Consider the following 21,659-nt stretch of genomic DNA (forward strand, 5'->3'; position numbering starts at 1 on the left):
CACCCGGCGCCACCACCTACACCAACCCCCAACAGCCCCACCAAAACCCCCGCGGGGGGGGGGGGGGCGGGGGGCCCCCCCCCGGGGGGGGGGGGGGCGCCCCCCCCCCCCCCACCCCGCGTCCGGTCGGGTCAGGTCCTGTGCCAGGGCCCCGTCACGGCGAACGTCGTGCCGGGGGTGTAGCAGTTGACGTACATCGTGTCGTGGTCCGGCGAGAACGAGATGCCCGCGAACTCGCCCCATTCGGGCTCCTCCGGGGTGCCGATGTTCTGCCGGCCGCGGGCCATCGCGTAGACGTCGCCGCGGCGCGTCAGGCCGTACACGTGCTGGGCGCCCCCGCCGTCCTCGGCCACCATCAGGCCGCCGCTGGGTGCGAGGCAGATGTTGTCGGGGGACTCGCCGGGCAGCTGGATGTCGGTGCTCGGGCCGAAGACGATCACGAGGGTGAGGCGGCGCTCGGACGGGTCGTAGCGCCAGATCTGGCCGAAGTGGTCGCCCGCCGAGCCCTCCGCGCTGTGCGCGAACGACGACACGAAGTAGACGGACTTCCCACCCCAGTAGCAGCCCTCCAGCTTCTGCGCGTGCGTGATGCCCTTGGGGCCGAAGTCCTGGTCCCTGATGGGCGTTTGGGCGGCCAGCGGGTCAGGTACGTCGACCCACTCGATGCCCTTGAAGCACGCTCCCGTCTCCTGGATCGCGGACAGGTCGGGCACGCCCGGCACCCGCATGGCCTGGAGCTTGCCGCCCGCGCGGAGTGAACCGCGGCCTCCCTCGGGCTTCTTGGGCAGGAAGCGGTAGAAGAGACCGAAGGGCTTGAGGAAGGCGTCCTCGGTCTCGTAGACGACACCGCGCCTGGGGTCGACGGCGATCGCCTCGTGCTGGAAGCGGCCCATCGCGGTGAGCGGCACGGCTCCGGTGCGGTGCGGGTCGACGGGGTCGACCTCGAAGATGAAGCCGTGGTCCTTGGTGTAGCCGTTCGTGCCGGCCTTGTCCTCGGTCTCCTCGCAGGTGAGCCAGGTGCCCCAAGGGGTGGGCCCGCCCGCGCAGTTGACCGCGGTCCCGGCGATCGCGACGCGCTCGCTCAGGACGTTGTTGTGGCGGTCGAGCGAGAGCGCCGTGCAGCCGCCCTTGCCCATCGGGTCGTAGGTGAGGCCCTTGACCGTGGGCACGGGGGTTCTGCCGTTGTGGCGGTTCTCGTGGTTGCGGACGAGGTGGACGCCGCCGTGCTTGCCGCGGAACGCGTCCATGCCGTCGAAGTTGCTCGGCACCTTTCCCTCGCCGGACGGCAGGTCGCCGCCCTCGCGCGAGAGGACCTTGTAGCGGAAACCTTTTGGCAGATCGAGCAGCCCGGCGGGGTCGGGCACCAGCGGCCCGTACCCGGCCTTGCCCTGAGCGGCCGCGCTCCCGGCGAAGAGCTCCGAGAGTGCGCCGGTGAAGGCGATACCCGCACCCACCGCACCGGTGCGGGCGAGTACTTGACGTCGTGTCGTGGACATTACGGTCGACCTCCTGCTGGCGGACAGGAACATGACCGGATGTGTGTACCACGCGCCCAGGCGTGCGGGAACCACGCGCGTAGAGGCGAGTCGCTACGCCCGCACGAGTCCCTTCGCGTCCCGCGCGAGCGCCGTGAGCCGCGAGATCGCCCGGAAGTACTTCTTCCGGTAGCCGCCGTTCAGCATCTCCTCGCTGAACAGCTGGTCGAAGGGGACACCCGAGGCGAGCACGGGGACCTCACGGTCGTACAGCCGGTCGGCGAGCACCACGAGGCGCAGCGCGGTCGACTGGTCGGGGACCGGCGTCACATCGGTGAGGCAGACGGCGTCGAGCCCGTCGGTGAGCGCTCCGTACCGGCTGGGGTGGACGCGCGCGAGGTGGTCGAGCAGCAGCGGGAAGTCGTCGAGGCTCGCGCCCTCGGTCGCGTACGCGGCCTTGGTGACCTGCTCGTCCGAGTACGGGGCGGGAGCCTCCGGAAGGCCCCGGTGGCGGTAGTCCTCGCCGTCGATGCGCAGCGACCGGAAGTGGGTGGACAGACCCTGGATCTCGCGCAGGAAGTCCGCGGACGCGAACCGGCCCTCGCCGAGCTTGCCCGGCAGCGTGTTCGAGGTCGCGGCGAGTGCGACGCCCTCCTCGACGAGCCGCGCGAGCAGCGAGGACACGAGCACCGTGTCGCCCGGGTCGTCGAGCTCGAACTCGTCGATGCAGAGCAGCCGGTGCCCGCTGAGCGTGCGCACGGTCTGCTGGAAGCCGAGCGCTCCGACCAGGTTCGTCAGCTCGACGAAGGTGCCGAACGCCTTCTGCTCGGGCGCGGCGGGCGTCGCGTGCCAGAGGGAGGCGAGGAGGTGGGTCTTGCCCACTCCATAGCCGCCGTCGAGGTAGACGCCGCGGGGGCCCGTGGGGGCGGCCGCCTTCTTCTGGAACCAGCGGCGCTTGCCCGCGCCGGACGCGTGCGCCCCGCCGAGCCCGGCCGCGAAGCCGCTCAGGACCCGCACGGCCTCGGTCTGGCTCGGCTGGTTCGGGTCCGGGATGTACGTATCGAAGCGGACGGAGTCGAAGCGCGGGGGCGGCACCATCTCGGCGACCAGACGGTCGGCGGGGACATGGGGCGCACGGGCGCACAGCGACAGGGGAGCCGCTTCGGCTATGGGGCTCTGCCCGGGGGCGGCGGTGGAGGACGACACGGTTCCTAACTCTAAGCGCCGTGCAAGACTGCTGGACATGCGACGCCTGTTCCCTGTGACCGACCAGACAGACGAAACATCAGTACGAGAGTGGGGGCTGGGGGAGCTGGCCGACGCGTACGCCTATCCCTCGGGCGGCGGCGCCTGGCTGCGCGCCAACATGGTGTCCACGCTCGACGGGGCGGCCCAGCACGACGGCCGGTCGCAGCCCATCTCGAACGCCACGGACATGCGGATCTTCGGCACCCTGCGCGGGATCGCCGACGCCGTGGTCGTGGGTGCGGAAACGGTCCGCCAGGAGGGTTACCGCCCGGCACGCGCGCGTGAGGCCTTCGCCGAGCGCAGGGCCGCCGCGGGGCAGACGGTGGCGCCCGCGATCGCCGTGGTCAGCGCGAGCCTCGACCTGGATTTCACCCTTCCGCTTTTCACCGCGCCGCCGGTGCCCACGCTCGTGGTGACCGGTGCGGCGGCGCCCGCCGAGCGGGTCGCCGCGGCCGAGAAGGCGGGCGCCGTGGTGGTGACCGCGGGGGAGGGGGCGGCGGTCGAGCCCGAGCGGGTCGCACCCGCCCTGGCCGAGCGCGGCCTGACCCGGCTGCTCACGGAGGGCGGGCCCCGTCTCCTTGGCCAGTTCGTGGCGGCGGGGGCCCTGGACGAGCTCTGTCTGACGGTGTCCCCGATGCTCACCGCGGGGGACGCGCAGCGGATCGCCTGGGGGTCCGCGGTGGCGGTGCCGGAACGATTCGCTCTGGCTTCCGTACTGGAGGAGGCCGGGTTCCTCTTCACCCGATACCGTCGAACCTGACAATCAGCGGAATCGACCGTTCCGTTTCGCTTCCGCTGGGCACACTAAAAGTCGCAGACCCCGTGCGGCCACGGGGCAGGATGGTTTCCGCAGGGGCCTGTCGAGACAGACTCTCGGCAGCCCACGGATGAGAAGGGCGCCTGTCGTGTTCACAAGCGTATTGATGATCGAGAAGGCCCTGACCTCCGCCGACGTGGAGTTCGTCACCACCTTGCACGGCGATGAGACGGTCACCTTCCGGGTGCTGCTCCAGCCCCGCGGCGATCAGGCGGACCGCCTGCTGCGGGCCATCGACGACGTGGCTCTCGGGGAGCTCGACGAGGCGGCGAGGGAAGGGGACGTCCCGGAGGGGCAGGACGCGACGGCCCCCGCGCAGAAGGCGCTGGAGGTCTCGCTGATGGCGCTGCACGCGGCGGGCTGCGAGGCGACGGGACAGCTGATCGAGGACCACCCCCTCGACGCGCTCAAGCAGCTGGTCGACGAGGCGGACGCGGACGAGGTCATCGTCCTGACCGACCCGCACTACGTGGAGGAGTTCTTCCACCGCGACTGGGCGTCTCGTGCCCGGCACAAGGTCGGCGTACCCGTCCTGAAGCTGTTCTCGCACACGGAGGACTAGCGTCCCGCTGGGCGCGGTGACGAATCCGCGGGCCCGGTGAGGGCTGGGTGCGCAGCTCCCCGCGCCCCTTACGGGGCACGAGTGTGCCCCCTGTCCGCCCGAGGCAATAGTCTGGGCCCTGCTCAGCAGCTCAGCTGCCGTAACTCTTGGATCTTGGGGAGACACACGTATGGCACCCGGCCTGCCCACCGCCATGGACCGACCGCACTTCATCGGCATCGGCGGCGCCGGAATGTCGGGCATCGCCAAGATCCTGGCCCAGCGCGGCGCCAAGGTCGCGGGCAGTGACGCGCGGGAGTCGGCCACGGCCGAGGCCCTGCGGACCCTGGGTGCCACGGTCCACATCGGCCACGACGCCGCGCACCTCGCCTCCGACGCGACCTGCGTGGTGGTCTCCTCCGCGATCCGCGCCGACAACCCCGAGCTGGCCCGCGCCACCGAGCTCGGCATCCCGGTCGTGCACCGCTCGGACGCCCTGGCCTCCCTGATGGAGGGCCTGCGTCCGATCGCGGTGGCCGGCACGCACGGCAAGACCACGACGACGTCGATGCTCGCGGTCACCCTCTCCACCCTCGGCCTCGACCCCTCGTACGCGATCGGCGGCGACCTGGACGCCCCGGGCTCGAACGCGCTGCACGGCGAGGGCGACATCTTCGTGGCCGAGGCGGACGAGAGCGACCGCAGCTTCCACAAGTACGCGCCCGAGGTCGCCATCGTCCTGAACGTGGAGCTCGACCACCACGCCAACTACGCGTCGATGGACGAGATCTACGAGTCCTTCGAGACCTTCGCGGGCAAGATCGTCCCCGGCGGCACCCTGGTGATCGCGGCGGACCAGTCGGGCGCGGCGGAGCTGACCAAGCGCGTGCGCGACGCGGGCGACCTGAAGGTCGTCACGTACGGCGAGTCCGAGGGCTCCGACCTCCGGATCCACAAGGTCACCCCGCGCGGCCTGACCAGCGAGGTCACGGTCGTCCTGAACGGCAAGTTCCTGACCTTCACGGTCTCGGTCCCCGGCCGTCACTACGCCCACAACGCGGTGGCCGCCCTGGCCGCGGGCATCGCGCTCGGCATCCCGGCGCACAACCTCGCGTCCGCCCTCGGCTCGTACACCGGCGTCAAGCGCCGCCTCCAGCTCAAGGGCGAGGCGAAGGGCGTCCAGGTCATCGACTCGTACGCGCATCACCCCACGGAGATGACCGCGGACCTGGAGGCGATGCGCTCCTCCGCGGGCGACTCGCGTCTCCTGGTCCTCTTCCAGCCCCACCTCTTCTCCCGCACGCAGGAGCTGGGCAAGGAGATGGGCCAGGCCCTGGCCCTCGCGGACGCCTCCGTGGTCCTCGACATCTACCCCGCCCGCGAGGACCCGATCCCCGGCATCACCAGCGCCCTGATCATCGACGCGGCCGTGGCGGCGGGCGCCGACGTACGGGCCGTGCACGACAAGACGGAGGCCGCGGCGGTCGTCGCGGGAATGACGAGGCCCGGCGATCTCGTTCTCACCATGGGAGCGGGCGACGTCACGGACCTCGGCCCGCAGATCCTGACCGAGCTGTCGAAGTAGCAAGCCGAAGCATTAAGGGGTTCAGTCTCATGTCGTACGACGTCGAGAAGCCGGACGAGCAGTGGCGCGCGGAGCTGAGCCCCTCGGAGTACGCGGTCCTGCGCCAGGCCGGCACCGAACCGGCCTTCGTGGGTGAGTACACCGACACGAAGACGAAGGGCGTCTACTCCTGCCGCGCGTGCGGATCGGAGCTGTTCACCTCACAGGAGAAGTTCGAGTCGCACTGCGGCTGGCCGAGCTTCTTCGACCCCAAGGACACGGACGCGGTCGAGCTGCTCCAGGACTCCTCGCACGGCATGGTGCGCACGGAGGTCCGGTGCGCGCGGTGCGGGTCGCACCTCGGTCACGTCTTCGAGGGCGAGGGGTATGCCACGCCGACGGACCAGCGGTACTGCATCAACTCGATCTCTCTGACGCTGGCGCCCGAGGAGGGCTGAGCCACCAGGTCGTCGCCCGCTCGGGAGCCGAGAACCGCGGCGACTGCTCCGCTTCCGCCGAACCCGGTACGCCGTCGTCGCTGATCGGCACAATGTGAAGGTGCCCAACTTCACTGAGCTCGAACTCGCCGACGGGACCGCCATCCGTTTCGAGGTGTTCCCCGCCCAGGGGCAGCCGCCCGTGCCGGGACCGGAGTCGGACGGGGACCTGCCCGACGGCATGGGCCACAGCGTTCCGGTGTCACGAGGCGGCGACGCGGTGGCCGCGTTCGCCGTCGAGGCGCTGCGCACCACCCTGCGCCCGCTGGGCCCCCTCATCCGCGAGGTCCATGACGCGGTGATGGAGTCCGAACGGCCCCCGCAGGAGGCGAGCGTGACGTTCGGCGTGCAGGTCGGGCAGGACCTCAAGCTCGGCATCGTCGGCGGCAGCGCGCAGGCCCACCTCACCGTCTCGGCGACGTGGCAGCGCCCTGCGTCGGCCGGCTGACATGGGCTGGTTCCTGACCGAGGCCGGGTCCCCCTCGGCCGACCCGCGGCACTGCGTCGTCTCGGTGCTGCGCACCCGCGACGTCAAGGCCGCGGGAGCCGGGGTGTTGTTGACCCCGACCCGGCTGCTGACCTGTGCCCATGTCGTCAACGACGCCTTGGGGCGCAGGCCGTTCGAGACCCGGCACCCCGGTCGCGAGACGGTGCACGTGACCCTGCGCGGGCCGTCCGCCTCCGTCAACCACGAGACCAGAGTGGCCCATTGGGTGCCGCCACGCCGTCTCGACGGCGCGGCGGAGGTGCAGGAGAAGAGCGATCACGAATGGCTCGGCGACCTCGCGGTGCTGCGCCTCGACTCGATGCCCCACGAGGCCGTCCCCTCGCCGTTGTGGCAGCCCATGGCGCAGGGGCAGTCGCTGCGGGCCTGGCACGGCAGCGGCATGAGCAGTTCCTTCGCCGACGTGCGGGTCAAGACCTGTGACGACGTGCTCGGGTACGTGGACGGAGAGCCCACCGGGATGGCCATCGGCCCCGCGTTCAGCGGCGGCCCGCTCTGGTCGGTCACCGACAATGCCGCCGTGGGCCTGGTGGTCGCCCACATCATGCCGCCCGCCGACCCTGTCACCGGGGCGCCCAGGCCCTTCAGCTCCCAGCACCTCTCGCGCCGCAGCTGGGGCATCCCCTGGCAGCGCATCGAGGCCGAACTGCGGGCCGTCGGCGCCGATGACCTCCTCGACGTCGCCGTGGCCGACCCGGACGATCCGGCGTTGCCGGTGCTCACCGAACTCCTCGAGGGCGTCATGCCCTCACCCGTGCTGCGCGGGGACCACGCGAGAGCCGTCGCGCGCCGGTGCGGATATGGCCACCCGGGCGGCGAATCCGCCCCCACTCCCGTGGAGTTCGCCCAGCTCCTGGTCACCGAACCCCGCGCGCTCGCGGCGCTCACCGAAGTGCTGCGGCGCCCCGAACCCGCCGCAGTCCGCCCGCTGTTGAACGCCGGACAGTTCTCACCGGTGCCCCGGCTGCTCTCGCCCGACGAGCACCGCAGACTCCACCAGACGCTGAAGGCGGTCCCCGCGGCCACCCTGGCCCGGCTGCCGGAAGCGGTGCGCGCCGCACTGCCCCTGGCAGCCGCCTTCCCCGGGGAGGACTCCACCGACGCCTACCTCGATCACCTCGAATGCCTGCCGGGCGACAGCCGCACGGACGGGGAGGGGTTCCGGGTTCCGGCCCTGCTGCGGGTGATGGAGTACATGGCGGCCCTGTGCCTGCCCGCGCAGTGCGCACGGCTGCGGATGTGGTCGGACGGCGTCGCCAAGCGGCTCGGCATCCCCCGCTCGGCCCTCGCCGAACGCCGTTCCGACGCGGTGGACTGGTCCAGGACCCAGGGTCAACGAGACGTGCCACTGCGGGTGTTGGTGCAGGTGAGCCGCAGCGGTGAGGACCGCTACCGGCTGCGCGTCTGGTGCGACGAGGGCGCCGGGCCCCGTCAGGTGTCGACGGAGGGCGACGTCACGTTCAGCGCGGCGCTGGCCGCGCGGGAGCTGCTGCGGGTCCTGGAGTCGCTGCACCAGGCCTCGCCGAGCGACCGAAGACCCCTCGTGGAGGCGCTGGTCGACCGGGCGGGGCTGAACCTGCCGATAGACGAATGGGAGAGCTTCGGGCCCGACGATCTGGTGCCGGGGGTCATCGGCGCGGAGTACCCACTGGTCGTCAACTGTCCGGAACTCCTGCGCCGCAACGAACGTTTTCTCCCTGACTGGCGCCGCCGCTGGCGCCAGCTCGACACAGGCGTCTCCCTGTTGTTCGCCGACGAATCGCTGGGACGGCGCGAGATCTACGGCGCGTTGATGGACCACGCGGACGCCGTGCGCGTCGCGGTGGACGTCCCGCCGCGTCTGCGCGACGAGGTCGTGCAGGCATGCCTGGTGGTCGGGATCCCGGTGGTCGTGTGGGACCGGGGCCTCGGGCGCGAGTCCCACGCCGTGGAGCGGATGAGCGGCGTGACCACCCGTGAACTCCCCGAAGGCGTGCGGTCGTACCGCGCCAAGACGGTGCACCAGCCCCGCGCCTTCCCCGGACGACCGGTCCTCGCCTGGGCCGACCCGGACCGCACGGTTCCGCAACTGCATCTGTCCGAGCCCCAGGAGGGAACATGAGCACGGACTCGAACGGCAGCTGGCGGATCTTCCGCGGCGACGGCACGCCGCGCCCCGTCACCATGCCGCCCGCCCCGCCCTGGCGCCGGTTCAGCCCGCCGGACGGATCGGCGGCGCCGCTGCCCTATCTGATCGCCCGGGAGCACGCGGACGTGGTCAACGCGGCACTGCATCTGCGCAGGCCGCTCCTGGTGACAGGCCCCGCGGGCACCGGCAAGTCCTCGCTCGCGCGGGCCGTCGCGCACGAACTCAGCCTCGGCGAGCTGTTGCGCTGGCCGGTCAACAGCCGCTCCAGCGTGCAGGACGCCCTCTACCAGTACGACGCCATCGGACGGCTGCGGGAGACCACCCTCAGCCGTGACCGCGGGGACCGCGAGCCCTCCATCGGCAACTTCATCCGGCTCGGTGCCCTGGGCACGGCCCTCGCCCCGACCGGCACACCTCGGGCGCTGCTCGTCGATGAGATGGACAAGGGCGACGTCGACCTGCCGAACGATCTGCTGACCGTCTTCGAGGAGGGCGTCTTCGAGATACCCGAACTGGCCCGGCTGCCAGAGGAGATGGCGACGGTCGACGTCCTGACGGCCGACCACCACGGTTCGGTCGCCGTGGAGCAGGGCCGGGTGCAGTGCGTCGAGTTCCCCGTCGTCGTCATCACCAGCAACGGCGAGCGCGACTTCCCGCCCGCCTTCCTGCGCCGCTGCATCCGGCTCGACCTTCCGGTCCCGGACGAGGACCGGCTGCGCGCCATCGTCTCGGCACACCTGGGGGACGGAGCGCTCCTGGAGGTCGACGACCTGCTGCAGGCGTTCCTGCGCCGCCGGGCCCCCGGCGAACTCGCCACCGACCAGCTGCTCAACGCGGTGTTCCTGCGGGCAGGGGGAGTGGACCTGGACGCCGAAGGGCTGCTGGACGCCGTGCTCCACCAGCTGACGGGAACCCTCTGACCGTGGACCGCGGGGACGACACCCTGGCCGCCGCCCTGCGGGTCCTCAAGGCGGCGGGGCAGAGCCTCGACGTGCAAGAAGTCCTGGACGTGCTGTGGCTGGCCCACCGCCTGACCGACGGCCCCGGAGAGCTGCCGCTGGAACGTGCGAGCCGCCGCGCGCAGAGCCGCCCGGAGCCTTCCCCGCACGCCGAGGCGCCCGAACCGGCCGGGGACGACGGCGAACCCCCCGAACCGGCCACGCCCGACGACGACCTGCCCGACCTCACCACGCCCGAGCTGCACGCCGCGTCCCTGCCCCCTCTCGTTCCCGACCGCCCCGCGCCCCTGCCGGCGGACGAGGAACAGCCCGCCCTTCCCCTGCGTGTTCCCGAGGACAAGGCGCTGCGGCAGGAGCTGCTCATCGGACGCTCGCTGCGCCCGCTGAAGCGCAAGCGGCCCAGCAGGTGGCGTCAGGAACTGGACGAGGCAGCCACCGCGGCGGCGCTGGCCGAGACGCGGCTGCCCGATGTGGTCATGCGTCCGGCACGTGAACGCTGGCTGCATCTGGCGCTTGTCGTCGACGGCGGCCTCTCGATGCTCCTGTGGCACCGGCTCGCCGCCGACCTGCGCACCGCGCTGCAGCGCCTGGCCGCCTTCCGCTCCATCCGGGTCCTCGGTCTCGACACCCGCGGCGCCGACACCCCGGTACTGCACGGCAGACCCTTCGACAGCGGCGGCTCCACCATGTCGCCCAGCACCCTGCTCGACCCGACCGGACAGACACTGGTCCTCGTCGTCAGCGACGGCCTCGGCAGCGCCTGGCGGCGCGGCACCATGCACGACACTCTGCTGGAGTGGGCCACCAGAGGTCCGGTGGCGGTGCTCCACACCCTGCCGCCCGCGCTGTGGGACGGCTCCGGCATCCAGGCCGACCGCTGGCAGGCCACCACCCGCAGGACCGGCGGCGCCAACACGTCGTGGGAGATCACCGACCGGGTGCTGCCCGTGGGCGTCGCCGACTTCTCCGGCGTGCCCATCCCCGTGCTCGAACCGGTGGCGGAGTCGCTGCGGGACTGGTCGCTGCTGCTCACCTCGCCGGGCACCACCGTCGAACTGCCTCTCCTGGCCCGCCCGCAGCGGCTCGCGCCGATCACCCCGGGGCGTGAGGTCCGCGGCATCCAGCACTTCCGTGACGCGGCATCCCCGGAGGCGTACCGCCTGGCCGCGCATCTGGCCGCCGTCTCCCCGCTGTCCGTGCCCGTCATGCGGCTCGTGCAGTCCGCCGTGCCCTGGCGGGCCCCGGCCGCGCAGCTGGCCGAGGTCTTCCTGGGGGGTCTGATGCACCCGTACCCGGCTCCCGTGCCGGGGCCGCTGCCCGCGAAGCACCGCATCTTCGACTTCACGGAGGAGAGCAAGACCGCGCTCCTCGACGCCGTGCCCAGCTCCGAACTGCTGCGCACCGGGCGGGCCATCGGCCGCCGCCTGGAACAACTGGCCGGCCGCTCACCGGACTTCCCCGCCTGGCTCACCCACCCCGAAGGAGCGGACACGGTGCCCGCCGCATTCCACTCCTTCACCGCGGTCGAACGCCGGCTCCTCGCACGGTTCGGCGTGGCGGCGCAGCCCCGTGTCCCGGCCTTCGAGGCGCCGGACGGGCCCCGTGCGGAGCCATGGGCGCCCTTGACCCCGCAGGATCCCACGCGCCTCGGCCGCTTTCAGCTGCTCGGCCGCAGGGCAGGCACCCGCACCTTGGTCTACCGGGGCCGGGACGACAGCGGCGGCGAGGCGGCCCTGCGGGTGGCGCGTCCCGATCTGCCCGTGGCCACCGAGCAGTTGCTGATCACCGAGGCCGAGGCGCTGCGCCGGATGAACGGGCGCTACGCCCCCGAGCTCCTGGCCTCCGGACTCGATGCCCGCCCCGCCTGGCTCGCCATGCGGCTGGTCGCGGCCCCCGGGAACACGGATCTGCAGCCACCCCGGCTCAATGAACTCCTCGCGTACGAAACGCCGGAAGGCACCTCAGCGTTCGACATCCTCACCAGCCTGCTGCTCGCCTGGCATCTGGCGAGCGCGCTGAGCATCTGCCATCTCAACGGGTTGGTTCCGGCCGGTCTCTCCCCGGACTCGGTGATGGTCCTGGAACGGTCCGTGGTGCTCGTCGGCCTCTCGGACTGCGTCGTGGACGGTGAGTTCTCCGGTGCGGGAGCCGCGCCGACGCGTGAGGACAACGTCAAGTCCCTCGGCGAACTGCTGCGGTTGATCAGCAGCAAGCGGCAGGCCTCCCTGCCCGGCCTGCCCGACGGCATGCACCTGTGGCAGGGAACCACCTGGCAGCCCCTGCGCGACATGGTCAAGCAGTGCCTGGACGCGGACCCGGGGAGGCGGCCCACCGCCGCCTCGGTCGCCGACAGACTGGCCCGGTACGTCGCGATCGCGCAGGCCATGCGCGGCGACGGGAAGTCCTCCGGACAGCCGGCGGCCTCCTCCGGCCGCGTGCCTCCGCGCCCGCCCCTGCAGACCGCAGCGAGCGAGCAGAGCGCGCCGGGAACTTCCCGGATCGGCCGTCGCAGCCTCCGCGTGGACCTGGGGATCGGAGGCGCCCGCGCCGCGCACGAGAACCGCCTGTCCCTGGCCCGCCGCCCCCTCACGTACAGCAGACGCGTCACCGTGGTCGGCGCCCACCCGAGCTGCGGCCGGTCCACCACCACGTTCATGCTGGGCTCGCTCTTCGTGGCGGTGCGCGGCGAGCCGGTTCTCGCCTTGGACGGCGCCCCGGTCAGCGGTGACCTGAACGGCTACCTGGTCCGGCAGAACACCGCGACACCCCGCGATCTCACCAGGCTGCCGATGGACGCGGGCCACGCCGACATCCGCCGCCTGACCAGCCTCGCCCCCTCGGGCCTCGAAATCCTCGCGCACCGGGCCAGCTACGCCGTCCGTAGCCCGGCCTACGCCGAGGAGTACCGCCGCATCCTCACGATGACGGCCCGCCACTACCCCGTGATGCTGACCGACTGGGCGGCGCCGCCGCGGGACCCCGCGCTCGACGTGGTCCTGGACATGGCCGACCGACTGATCGTCTGCTGCACGACCTCGGCCTACTCCGTGACGGCCGCCGCCGAGCTCCTCGACGGCCTGCGCGAGCGGGGGCGCGAGGAACTGGCGAGCCAGGCCCTGATCGTCGCGTCCCGCCTCGGCGGCATCGACAAGCCCCTGCGGGACACGGAGGTCGAGGAGCGCTTCACCGACACGTGCGCCGGCACCGTCCTCATCCCCTTCGACCTCCACCTCTCCGAACACCGCGCCAAGGAACTCGCCCGCCTCAGAGGACGCACGGCGGAGGCGTTCCTGGATCTGGCGGCGCGGGTCGTGTCGGGTCCGCGGGAGACGGGAGCTCCCGACGCCGGGTAGGCGCGGGAGCCACCGCCGTACGTGCTCTAGAACGTCAGCTTCCAGCTGTTGATGTAGCCGGTGTCCTGCGATGCCACGTCCTGCACGCGCAGCTTCCAGGCGCCGTTCGCCGCCTCGCTCGACGCGTTGACCGTGTACGTCGCGATGACGTTGTCCGCCGAGTCGTTGCTGCTGGAGTTCTTCAGGCGGTACGCAGTCCCGTCGGGAGCCAGCAGGTCGACCACCACGTCACCGCGCCAGGTGTGCCGGATGTCGACGTCCGCCTTGAGGGTGGCCGGGGCGTTGCCCGTGCGGCCGGTCACGTTCACCGTCGAGGTCACGGCGGCGCCGTTGTCCGGGATGGCGACGTCCGTGGTGTTCTCGTACGAGTCACCGGGCGGGACGGGAGTCTCCGTGCCCAGGGTCCAGACGGCGTGGGCGATGGCGTCGCTGTTGCGGTCCAGGGCGGTGTCGTTGATGTTCGCCGTGGTGTCGCACGACGAGTGGTAGCAGCGGTCGAAGGCCTGGCCCGCCGTGCCGCCCCACTTCTGGGCCTGGGCGCTGGACTTCGTACGGCTCGCGCCGGTGAAGAGGCCGCCGACCGGGATGCCCACGTTCTTGAAGCTGGCGTGGTCGGAGCGGCCGTCGCCCTCGGTCTCTATCTCGGTGGGGACGTTCAGGCCCGTGTAGTAGTCCTTGAAGGTCTTCTCGATGACCGGGTCGTCGTCGTAGACGAAGTAGCCCGGGTTCGGAGAGCCGATCATGTCGAAGTTGAGATAGCCGGAGACCTTCGAACGCTCGGTGGCGGGAAGGTTGTTGACGTAGTACTTCGACCCGACCAGACCCAGCTCCTCCGCGCCCCACCAGGCGAACCGCAGGTGCTTGGTCGGCTGGAGCTGCGCGCGCGAGACGGCGAGCGCGGTCTCCAGGACACCGGCCGAGCCCGAGCCGTTGTCGTTGATGCCGGGACCTGAGGTGACGCTGTCGAGGTGGGCGCCCGCCATCAGGACCTTGTTCGGGTCGCCGCCCGGCCAGTCCGCGATGAGGTTGTAGCCGGTGGCTCCGCTGGAGGTGAACTGCTGCACGGTGGTGGTGAAACCGGCCGCGTCCAGCTTGGCCTTCGCGTAGTCGATCGACGCCTTGTAGCCGGGGCGTCCGTGGGCGCGGTTGCCGCCGTTGGCCGTGGCGATGGACTGGAACTGGGTCAGGTGCGCCTTGACGTTGGCGAGCGGGATGTCGGGGGCCGCGAGCGTCGGGGACGGGGCCGCGAGGGCGGTCGGCGCGGTGACGGCCATCAGCCCTGCGGCGGCGAGTGTGGCGACGCCTGCGGTGGCCCGTCTTATGGCGCGGGGCATGGCGGGTCTGGAGATTCTCATGTGGGGCTCCGTATTCCGAACAGCGAGGGGGACGGAACGTACTGACGCCCTGCGACGCGGGTGCCGCAGGGCGCTGGAGCTGTACTGAGCTGTACTGAGATGTACTGGCTGTACTGGGCTGCGCTGAGCCGGAGTGAGGTGCGTGGCGCGAAGTGCGTTGCCTGATATTGAAGGTGGGACGACCCACCGTCAAGGGAGGAAACCGGTCAGATGCCGGTCAGCCATATTCGGATACCGGACACGCTCCGGACCCCGCGCACGAGGTCCCGCGTGGCTCAGTCCTCGTCCGGCGTCTCGGGGCGCAGCAGCGGGTGCTTCACGCCCGGGAAGACCGTGGCGCGGATCACCGGCTCGGTGGACGCGCCCTGGATCACCGTCTCGGCGACGCCCCACGGGCGGCCGGGCAGGACGACGGTGATCGTGTACGAGGACGAGCAGCCCATGCAGTCGTAGCAGTCGACCCAGGTCTCGACCTCGGTGCGGCTGCCGGGGTAGCGGGCCACGTGGCGGTGGCGGGCGTGGCAGCGGTCGCACTTCTCGCCGGGCTCGCAGGTGCCGCCGCAGGGGCACGGCACGTCCAGGGTCTCGGCGGGCTGCCAGCGCTGCGTGACGACCGCCTCGCGGGTGGCGCCCATGTCCTTCATGGCCTTGAGGTTGCGGGCGGCGACGTTGTACGACTCGCCGGTCGACGTCATCCGGTTCCGGATCACGTCCTTGCGTCCGCGGTTCGTCGTCATGCTGGGCCTCCTGGGGTTCACGCAGCCCACCAGGAGGCCCATGAGATCGGTACCTCTACGGTACCCGCCGTCCGGCCCTCTCTTGTTCGATCCCTACTCGATGACGAGCTCGACCTCGATGTTGCCGCGCGTGGCCTTGGAGTACGGGCAGTACGCGTGCGTCGCCTCGACCAGCTGCTGACCGGTCTCGCCCGCCAGGGAGTCCGGCAGCTCCACGCGCATCACGACCGCGAGGCCGAAGCCCGCGTCGTCCTTGCCTATGGAGACCTCGGCGGTCACCGAGACGTCCTTGGTGTCGACCTTCATCTCACGGGCGACCGCGCCCATCGCGCTGGCGAAGCAGGCCGCGTACCCCGCGGCGAAGAGCTGCTCGGGGTTGGTGCCCTGGCCGTTGCCGCCGAGGGCGGGCGGCATGGCGAGCGCGAGGTCGATCTGGCCGTCGGAGCTGACGGCGCGGCCCTCGCGGCCATTGGCGGTGGCGACGGCGGTGTACAGCGCGTTCATGGGGGTGTCCTCTTCCCTCGGTCGACGAACGAGATGAACGGGGTTCGTTCGCTCGGTCACGTCAGTAATGGTTGCACACGATTTAGTTGTGCACAACTGAATGACGTGTGGCAGGTACCCTGGATCCATGACGCCATCGCCGACCACGGAACCGGGACTGCCCGACGCCGAGCTCCTCCGTCTCGACCACCAGGTCTGCTTCTCGCTGCACGCCGCCTCGCGCGCCTTCGGCGGCGTCTACCGCGACGCCCTCAAGGACCTGGGCCTCACCTATCCCCAGTACCTGGTGATGCTGGTGCTCTGGGAGAGCGGCCCGCAGCCGGTCAAGGCGATCGGTGAGCGGCTGCGCCTGGACTCCGGCACGCTCTCGCCGCTCCTCAAGCGCCTCGAGGCCGCGGGGCTCGTACGGCGTGAGCGCAGCGCCGCCGATGAGCGCTCCGTCACCGTCCAGCTGACCGAGGGCGGAGTGGAGCTGCGCGAGCGGGCCCTGCCCGTGCCGCGCCGGATCCTCGCCTCGACCGGCATGACGGTCGAGGAGGTCCTTGTCCTGCAGGGACTCCTCGGCCGCCTGACGGGCGCCCTCGACGAGGCTCAGTGAGGCGCGGACGGCTTCACCGCTTCAGTTCCCGCACGTACTTCCCGAACTTCTCCAGGCCGTCGATGTTGCGCGGCCCGCTGATGCCCTCGTTGTAGTCGAGCACGAAGAAGTTGTTCTTCTTCACGGCGGGCAGTTCCTTGGTGTGCGGGGACTTCTTCAGGAAGTCGATCTTCTTCTTGGCGGGCATGTCGCCGTAGTCGAAGATGATGACGACCTCCGGCTCGGCCTTGGCGACGGCCTCCCAGTTCACCTGGGTCCACCGCTCGTCCAGACCGTCGAAGATGTTCTTGCCGCCCGCGGACTTGATGATGTCGTTGGGCGGGACCTGGCTGCCCGCCGTGAAGGGCTGGTCCGTGCCGGAGTCGTAGAGGAAGACGGGGACCGGGGTGCCGCCCTTGGGGGCCTTGGACTCGACGGCGGCCACGCGCTTCTTGAGGCCGCCCACGACCTCGTCCGCCTTCTTCTCGACGTGGAAGATCTTGCCGAGGCGGTCGAGGTCCGAGTAGAGGGCCTTGAACGGGGTTACTTTCTGTGGGTACTTGGGGTAGTTGAAGCAGCTCTCCGTGTGCATGAAGCTCTGGATGCCGAGCTTGTCCAGGATCTGTGGAGTGATGCCCCGCTGGTCGCTGAAGCCCGAGTTCCAGCCGGCGACGACGAAGTCCGACTTGGCCTGCACGACGAGCTCCTTGTTGAGCAGGTCGTCGCTGAGCATCTTCACCTTGGCGTACTCCGACGCCCAAGGGGACTCGCTCACCGGCGGGTTGGCCGGTGGCATCACATAGCCGTGGACGTGCTCGGTCAGGCCGAGGCTGAACATCTTGTCCGCGCTGCCGCCCTCGTAGACCACCGCACGTCGCGGGGTCTTGTACGTGACCGGCTCGCCGCAGCGCTCGACGGTGGTCTTCTCGGAGGGGCCCGCGGACTTGGGGTCCGCGTCGACCTCGGCGCCGCAGCCGCCGAGCAGCAGGGCGGCCGCGAGCGCGGATCCGACGGCGGTGCTTGTACGTGTGCGTGTATGTGTGCGCGTACGTGTACGTGTTCCGGGCATGGCCTGGTGGTGCCTTTCGGTGTTCAGAGGGGAGACGAGGGGCTCAGTGCGTAGAGGAGTTGGGGGTCGCCGGTCAGGGGGTGGCTGATCACGCTGGCCTTGACGCCGAACACCTCGTCGACGAGACCCGTGGTCAGCACCTCTTCCGGCGTTCCGGCGGCCACCAGCGCGCCCTGGGACAGCACCCCGATGCGGTCGCACGCGGCCGCCGCGAGGTTCAGGTCGTGCAGCACCACGAGGACGGTGAGGCCCGAGCCCTTCAGGAGCGAGAGGAGCTCGATCTGGTGGCGCACGTCGAGGTGGTTGGTCGGTTCGTCGAGGACCAGGATCCGCGGCTCCTGCACCAACGCCCTTGCCAGCAGCACGCGTTGGCGTTCACCGCCCGACAGGGTGAGTACGCCGCGGTCGGCGAGGCGGGTCAGGTCGAGACGGGCCATCGTCCGCGCGCACAGGTCCCGTTCGCGCGCGCCGAGTGCCTGGTTTCCGCGCAGATGGGGCGCGCGGCCCAGGGCCACGACCTCCGCCACCGTGAAGTCGAGGTCCACCGCGCCGTCCTGGGCCATCGCGGCGACGACCTGCGCGCTGCGGCGCGGCGTCAGGCGTGAGAGGTCGTCGTCGCCCACCCGGACCACGCCGGAGCTGGGGCGCAGCGCGCGGTAGACGCATTTGAGGGCGGTGGACTTTCCACTGCCGTTCGGGCCGACCAGGCCCACGATCTGGCCGTCGCCCACCGCGAGGGACAGGTCACGGACCAGGAGCTTGCCGTCGATCGTCACGGACAGGCCGTCGAGTGCGAGTTCCATCTCAACGCCCCCCGAACATATAGCCCTTGCGCCGCATCAGCGCGATGAACACCGGCACCCCGACCAGCGCCGTGATGACCCCGAGCGGCAGCTCGCGCGGCGCCACGAGCGTCCGCGACACCAGGTCGACCCAGACCATGAACACCGCTCCGACGAGCGGTGCGACGGCCAGCACCCGTGCGTGCGTGGCGCCGACCACCATGCGTACGAGATGGGGCATGACCAGGCCGACGAAGCTGATCGCCCCGCTCACGGCGACCATCACCCCGGTGATGAGGGAGGCGAGCAGGAGCAGGCCCTTGCGGTGCCGGTCGGGGCTGATGCCCAGGCTCGTCGCGGTCTCGTCGCCGAGCGCCAGGACGTCGAGCGCCCGGCTGTACCGGTACAGCACGGCGAGGCCGAGCAGCACGCAGGCGGCCACGACGGGCAGGGCGCCCCAACTCGCCGCGCCGAAGCTGCCCATCGTCCAGTACAGGACCATGCTGGTCGCCTCGCTGTCCGGCGCGAAGTAGATGATCACGCTCATCACGGCCTGGAAGCCGAGCGCCATGGCCACGCCCGTCAGGACGAGCCGCAGCGGCGAGAGCCCGCCGCCGCGGCTCGCGGAGGCGACGTACACGAGAACGGAGGCGACGAGCGCGCCGATGAACGCCCCCGCCGACACCGCGTAGATGCCGAGCGCCGCGAGCCCGCCCGTGACCGTGACGCCGACCGCGCCGACCGACGCCCCGGAGGAGACACCCAGGACGAAGGGATCGGCGAGGGCGTTGCGCACCAAAGCCTGGATGGCGACGCCGACCGCACTGAGGCCCGCGCCCACCAGTGCCGCCAGGAGCACGCGAGGTGTACGGATCTGCCAGATGATCTGATACGTCGTCACCTCATCGGCATCGATGCTCCCGCCGCTCATCGCGGCCCACAGCAGCCGGGCGGTGTCGCCCGGCGTGACGACGGCGGAGCCGAGCCCGATGGCCACGACGACGGAGACGAGGAGCACGGCGAGGAGCACGGCGCACGCCACCGCAAGACCCGCCCGGGAAGCGAGCCGGGTCCGCACGCCCTTGGCCGGTGGATCCGCAGGGGGCGCGTCGAACGCCATGGCATGGGCTGCCGTGGGGGAGGGCGCGGGCGGTGGCATGACGGTCAGCCTTTCGAGGCGGGGATGAAGCGGGTGGCGTGGAGTCGGGGGGCTGGGGTCCGTGGATCGGGGCCGGATGGGTGGGGTGGGGTGCGGAGCAGCTCGGGTGCGGCGGCAGGGCGTGCAGCAGCCTGGGTGAGGCAACGTGAGGGTGAGACGGCCTGGGGTGAGGCCGCCCGCTCGCCGCAGGGCAGGGCAGGGCAGGGCGGACGGGCGGCTGCGAGGCGCTAGGCGGCAGCCCCGGATCCCTTCGCCGGGCTCTTGTCCGCCGGATCCCCGTCCACCGGGCCCTCATCCACGGGCCCCTCAGACACCGGCCCCGCCCGCAGCACGAACACCGCCGCCACCAGCGCGGCGACCACCAGCGCCCCGAAGACCGCGGCGATCCCCGGATAGCCGGCGAGTCCGAGGCCGAGTCCGCCCAGGCCCGCGCCCACGAAGACCCCGAGGCTCATTCCCGCGGCGTTCACGCTCAGGGCCGCGCCACGCTGGGTGCCGCAGCGCCGGACGAGCAGGCTGACCACGCACGCGGCCACCACGGCGTGGCTTGCCGCGTGCAGGGACGTCATGGCGAGCGCGAGCGGCAGCCAGTGCGTGAAGTAGAAGCCCACGACCGAGACGAGCGCGGCGACCAGGCCGATGGCCAGCATCCGTTCCGTGCCGATCCGCGGCTCGGCGGAGTTCGTGATCCGTCCCGTGAGGAGATTGCTCACGAAGAACGAGGCTCCGCTGAGCGTCCACACGAACGCGAAGAGACCGGGGTCGAGTGCGAACCGGTCGTCGTAGTAGGCCGCGAGGTAGGAGAGGTAGCCCATGAACACGGCCGTGCGCAGCAGGGCGATGAGCAGCAGCGGCACGACACCGGGGAGCGCCCCGAGCGCCTTGAACGAGGCGATGTAGCCCAGGCGTTGACCCGCGTCGTTCTCCTCGACCGGCTTGTCCTTGCCGCGCACGAAGAAGACGGCGGCCAGGAGCAGTGATACCCCGGTCACCGCGAACAGGTCACCCTGCCAGCCCCAGAACAGCGCGGGCAGCGCGATGACAGGCGCCGCCAGCATCGCCGTCATCGACTGGGTCGCCGTGACGAGCGTCGCCGCGCGACCCGCGGCCTTCCCGGAGCCGAAGCGGTCGGCGGCGGCCGCCGTCAGCGCCGGGTTCAGGACCGACGTACTCGCGCCGACGAGCAGGCAGAACACGGCCAGCAGGATGAAGTCCCCGCTGGCGCCGAGGGCGGCGGACACGCCCAGCGCGGCGAGTCCGCCCGCGGCGGCCCACTCCTTGCGCACCCGGTCGATCAGCGGGGCGAGCGCGGTGCCCACCAACAGGGCGGCGAGACCGCCGAGTCCGCGCAGGCCGCCCAGCGTGGCGACACTGCTGTCGGCGTCCTCGGCCATGGGGACCAGGTAGGTGCTGAAGACGGTGAACGGCAGCAGGCCGACCGCGGACGCGACCAGGACCGGCCACAGTGTGCGGGCCATCCGCAGGTCGCCCGGCATCGCCTCGTCGTCGGCGGAGTCCCGGGAAGCCACTTCGGAGCCCTTGGAGTCGACGCTCACGCCGCCTCCCGGTAGCGGTAGAGGGGCGTCTCGTCGGCGCTGAACTGGGAGAACGCGAAGGGCTCTGCGGACAGGCCGGTGACCCCCGCGGGCAGGAACGCGCGGGCCACGGCGCTGCCGCTCTGCGCGTACACCACCAGCGGCACCTCGTGCTCGCGGCAGTGCGCGAGGATCAGGTCGAAGGTGCCGTTGCTCAGCGTCATGCCGGTGGCGACCACGGCGTCGGCTTCCTTCAGGACCTCGGTCATGTCGTCGGTGATCTGGTCGCCCCACTGGGTCGTACGGAGATTGAGGTCGCAGGGCAGGCAGACGCCGCCCCGCTCGCGTATCGCCGCGACGAGCGGGTTGACCACGCCGATGAGCGCCACCTTCGCGCCCGGCTCGATGTCGAGCAGCCCGGCGATGGTGGCGTCGCGGGCCTTGGCCCGGACCTCGGGGGTGCCGGTGGGCAGCGTGACGCGCTCGGCTCCCGCGGCGTCCCGGTGCGGGCTCACCTGCGCGAGATAGGCGTCGAGCGCGGCGATGCGCACGGGTGTGGACTCGGCGCGAAGGAGCTTGTCGAGGGTGTGGCCCGAGGCGTTCTCGCAGAAGTCCGGGGCGAGTTCACCGGCCTCGAAGGAGCAGGCGCCGAAGGCCGTGCCGACGCGGAGCAGCAAGTAGTGGTTGTGGTACGTCACTTGGCTGCCCGCGAGGCGGGTCGTGTTGTACAGCCAGAACGCGCTGGTGACGGAGAGATCCTTGGGGTCGGGGCCGTGGTCGCCCGCCAGGACGGCGTCGATGAGCTCCGCGACGTTGTGGGGCGTGCGCGGCTCGGGGTGTGACATGTGGAGTGC

The 21,659-nt window shown here is 71.4% G+C and carries 19 protein-coding genes; 9 read left to right on the plus strand and 10 right to left on the minus strand.

Going from position 1 to position 21,659, the window contains the following annotated elements:
* Nucleotides 1-131: 131 nt before the first annotated feature.
* Together ABZ833_RS32535 and zapE are read right to left on the minus strand one after the other, a co-directional pair.
* The gene (locus ABZ833_RS32535) at nt 132-1,496 is read right to left on the minus strand and encodes an alkaline phosphatase PhoX (RefSeq protein ID WP_361054146.1); all 1,365 of its coding nucleotides are present in this window, start codon (nt 1,494-1,496) and stop codon (nt 132-134) included.
* A gap of 93 nt (nt 1,497-1,589) precedes the next feature.
* Nucleotides 1,590-2,681 carry a cell division protein ZapE gene (gene zapE, locus ABZ833_RS32540; protein WP_361054149.1) on the minus strand — a complete coding sequence of 364 codons (1,092 nt, stop codon included), beginning with the start codon at nt 2,679-2,681 and terminating at the stop codon, nt 1,590-1,592.
* 37 nt (nt 2,682-2,718) lie between these two features.
* Between zapE and ABZ833_RS32545 the strand changes: the two genes are divergently transcribed.
* The 8 genes from ABZ833_RS32545 to ABZ833_RS32580 all read left to right on the plus strand — a co-directional run bounded on the left by ABZ833_RS32545 (nt 2,719) and on the right by ABZ833_RS32580 (nt 13,087).
* Entirely contained in the window at nt 2,719-3,483 is a 765-nt protein-coding gene (locus ABZ833_RS32545) for a pyrimidine reductase family protein (protein WP_361054152.1), read from the plus strand.
* 145 nt (nt 3,484-3,628) lie between these two features.
* The gene (locus ABZ833_RS32550) at nt 3,629-4,102 is read left to right on the plus strand and encodes an indole-3-glycerol phosphate synthase (protein WP_249587098.1); all 474 of its coding nucleotides are present in this window, start codon (nt 3,629-3,631) and stop codon (nt 4,100-4,102) included.
* Nucleotides 4,103-4,271: 169 nt separating this feature from the next.
* Complete coding sequence (gene murC / locus ABZ833_RS32555) at nt 4,272-5,666, plus strand: UDP-N-acetylmuramate--L-alanine ligase (RefSeq protein ID WP_361054155.1); 1,395 nt, start codon at nt 4,272-4,274, stop codon at nt 5,664-5,666.
* A gap of 29 nt (nt 5,667-5,695) precedes the next feature.
* Nucleotides 5,696-6,103, plus strand: coding sequence for a peptide-methionine (R)-S-oxide reductase MsrB (gene msrB / locus ABZ833_RS32560; protein ID WP_361054158.1), 408 nt, complete (start codon nt 5,696-5,698; stop codon nt 6,101-6,103).
* Nucleotides 6,104-6,203: 100 nt separating this feature from the next.
* Nucleotides 6,204-6,590, plus strand: coding sequence for a CU044_2847 family protein (locus ABZ833_RS32565; RefSeq protein ID WP_361054161.1), 387 nt, complete (start codon nt 6,204-6,206; stop codon nt 6,588-6,590).
* Between the two features lies 1 nt (nt 6,591).
* The gene (locus ABZ833_RS32570) at nt 6,592-8,748 is read left to right on the plus strand and encodes a trypsin-like peptidase domain-containing protein (protein ID WP_361054164.1); all 2,157 of its coding nucleotides are present in this window, start codon (nt 6,592-6,594) and stop codon (nt 8,746-8,748) included.
* Nucleotides 8,745-9,695, plus strand: coding sequence for a MoxR family ATPase (locus ABZ833_RS32575; RefSeq protein ID WP_361054167.1), 951 nt, complete (start codon nt 8,745-8,747; stop codon nt 9,693-9,695). Before ABZ833_RS32570 ends, ABZ833_RS32575 begins: the two co-directional genes overlap by 4 nt.
* A 2-nt stretch (nt 9,696-9,697) precedes the next feature.
* Complete coding sequence (locus ABZ833_RS32580; RefSeq protein WP_361054170.1) at nt 9,698-13,087, plus strand: SAV_2336 N-terminal domain-related protein; 3,390 nt, start codon at nt 9,698-9,700, stop codon at nt 13,085-13,087.
* A gap of 26 nt (nt 13,088-13,113) precedes the next feature.
* Here ABZ833_RS32580 and ABZ833_RS32585 read toward each other — a convergent pair whose 3' ends face one another.
* The 3 genes from ABZ833_RS32585 to ABZ833_RS32595 form a co-directional block, all read right to left on the minus strand.
* Entirely contained in the window at nt 13,114-14,361 is a 1,248-nt protein-coding gene (locus ABZ833_RS32585; RefSeq protein WP_361054612.1) for a M28 family metallopeptidase, read from the minus strand.
* Between the two features lie 356 nt (nt 14,362-14,717).
* On the minus strand, nt 14,718-15,179 hold the full coding sequence (locus ABZ833_RS32590; RefSeq protein WP_361054173.1) for a hypothetical protein: 462 nt from the start codon (nt 15,177-15,179) through the stop codon (nt 14,718-14,720).
* Nucleotides 15,180-15,272: 93 nt separating this feature from the next.
* A complete protein-coding gene (locus tag ABZ833_RS32595; protein ID WP_361054176.1) occupies nt 15,273-15,683 on the minus strand; it encodes an organic hydroperoxide resistance protein in 411 nt (136 codons plus the stop codon).
* 127 nt (nt 15,684-15,810) lie between these two features.
* On the opposite strand from ABZ833_RS32595, the gene ABZ833_RS32600 reads away from it, so the two are divergent.
* The gene (locus ABZ833_RS32600; RefSeq protein ID WP_361054179.1) at nt 15,811-16,281 is read left to right on the plus strand and encodes a MarR family transcriptional regulator; all 471 of its coding nucleotides are present in this window, start codon (nt 15,811-15,813) and stop codon (nt 16,279-16,281) included.
* 13 nt (nt 16,282-16,294) lie between these two features.
* Here the strand turns inward: ABZ833_RS32600 and ABZ833_RS32605 are convergent, their stop codons facing one another.
* From ABZ833_RS32605 to ABZ833_RS32625, 5 genes are all read right to left on the minus strand, one after another.
* Nucleotides 16,295-17,329, minus strand: coding sequence for an ABC transporter substrate-binding protein (locus ABZ833_RS32605; protein ID WP_361054182.1), 1,035 nt, complete (start codon nt 17,327-17,329; stop codon nt 16,295-16,297).
* A gap of 23 nt (nt 17,330-17,352) precedes the next feature.
* Entirely contained in the window at nt 17,353-18,132 is a 780-nt protein-coding gene (locus ABZ833_RS32610) for an ABC transporter ATP-binding protein (protein ID WP_361054185.1), read from the minus strand.
* 1 nt (nt 18,133) lies between these two features.
* The gene (locus tag ABZ833_RS32615) at nt 18,134-19,270 is read right to left on the minus strand and encodes an iron ABC transporter permease (protein ID WP_361054188.1); all 1,137 of its coding nucleotides are present in this window, start codon (nt 19,268-19,270) and stop codon (nt 18,134-18,136) included.
* Between the two features lie 227 nt (nt 19,271-19,497).
* Nucleotides 19,498-20,826, minus strand: coding sequence for an MFS transporter (locus tag ABZ833_RS32620; protein WP_361054191.1), 1,329 nt, complete (start codon nt 20,824-20,826; stop codon nt 19,498-19,500).
* Nucleotides 20,823-21,650: a DUF364 domain-containing protein gene (locus ABZ833_RS32625; RefSeq protein ID WP_361054195.1), complete on the minus strand. Its 828-nt coding sequence runs from the start codon at nt 21,648-21,650 to the stop codon at nt 20,823-20,825. Before ABZ833_RS32625 ends, ABZ833_RS32620 begins: the two co-directional genes overlap by 4 nt.
* Between the last annotated feature and the right edge of the window lie 9 nt (nt 21,651-21,659).

The sequence above is a fragment of the Streptomyces sp. NPDC047525 genome, assembly GCF_040643025.1.
In the GTDB taxonomy this organism is placed as follows: Bacteria; Actinomycetota; Actinomycetes; order Streptomycetales; family Streptomycetaceae; genus Streptomyces; species Streptomyces durmitorensis.

Excerpts from the sequence above, each read along its gene's own strand:
- murC (WP_361054155.1), top strand. The coding sequence starts at position 4,272 with ATGGCACCCGGCCTGCCCACCGCCATGGACCGACCGCACTTCATCGGC.
- ABZ833_RS32625 (WP_361054195.1), bottom strand. The coding sequence starts at position 21,650 with ATGTCACACCCCGAGCCGCGCACGCCCCACAACGTCGCGGAGCTCATC.
- ABZ833_RS32605 (WP_361054182.1), bottom strand. The coding sequence starts at position 17,329 with ATGCCCGGAACACGTACACGTACGCGCACACATACACGCACACGTACA.
- ABZ833_RS32575 (WP_361054167.1), top strand. The coding sequence starts at position 8,745 with ATGAGCACGGACTCGAACGGCAGCTGGCGGATCTTCCGCGGCGACGGC.
- ABZ833_RS32570 (WP_361054164.1), top strand. The coding sequence starts at position 6,592 with ATGGGCTGGTTCCTGACCGAGGCCGGGTCCCCCTCGGCCGACCCGCGG.
- ABZ833_RS32585 (WP_361054612.1), bottom strand. The coding sequence starts at position 14,361 with ATGGCCGTCACCGCGCCGACCGCCCTCGCGGCCCCGTCCCCGACGCTC.
- ABZ833_RS32590 (WP_361054173.1), bottom strand. The coding sequence starts at position 15,179 with ATGACGACGAACCGCGGACGCAAGGACGTGATCCGGAACCGGATGACG.
- ABZ833_RS32615 (WP_361054188.1), bottom strand. The coding sequence starts at position 19,270 with ATGCCACCGCCCGCGCCCTCCCCCACGGCAGCCCATGCCATGGCGTTC.
- ABZ833_RS32610 (WP_361054185.1), bottom strand. The coding sequence starts at position 18,132 with ATGGAACTCGCACTCGACGGCCTGTCCGTGACGATCGACGGCAAGCTC.
- msrB (WP_361054158.1), top strand. The coding sequence starts at position 5,696 with ATGTCGTACGACGTCGAGAAGCCGGACGAGCAGTGGCGCGCGGAGCTG.
- ABZ833_RS32600 (WP_361054179.1), top strand. The coding sequence starts at position 15,811 with ATGACGCCATCGCCGACCACGGAACCGGGACTGCCCGACGCCGAGCTC.
- ABZ833_RS32595 (WP_361054176.1), bottom strand. The coding sequence starts at position 15,683 with ATGAACGCGCTGTACACCGCCGTCGCCACCGCCAATGGCCGCGAGGGC.
- ABZ833_RS32545 (WP_361054152.1), top strand. The coding sequence starts at position 2,719 with ATGCGACGCCTGTTCCCTGTGACCGACCAGACAGACGAAACATCAGTA.
- ABZ833_RS32535 (WP_361054146.1), bottom strand. The coding sequence starts at position 1,496 with ATGTCCACGACACGACGTCAAGTACTCGCCCGCACCGGTGCGGTGGGT.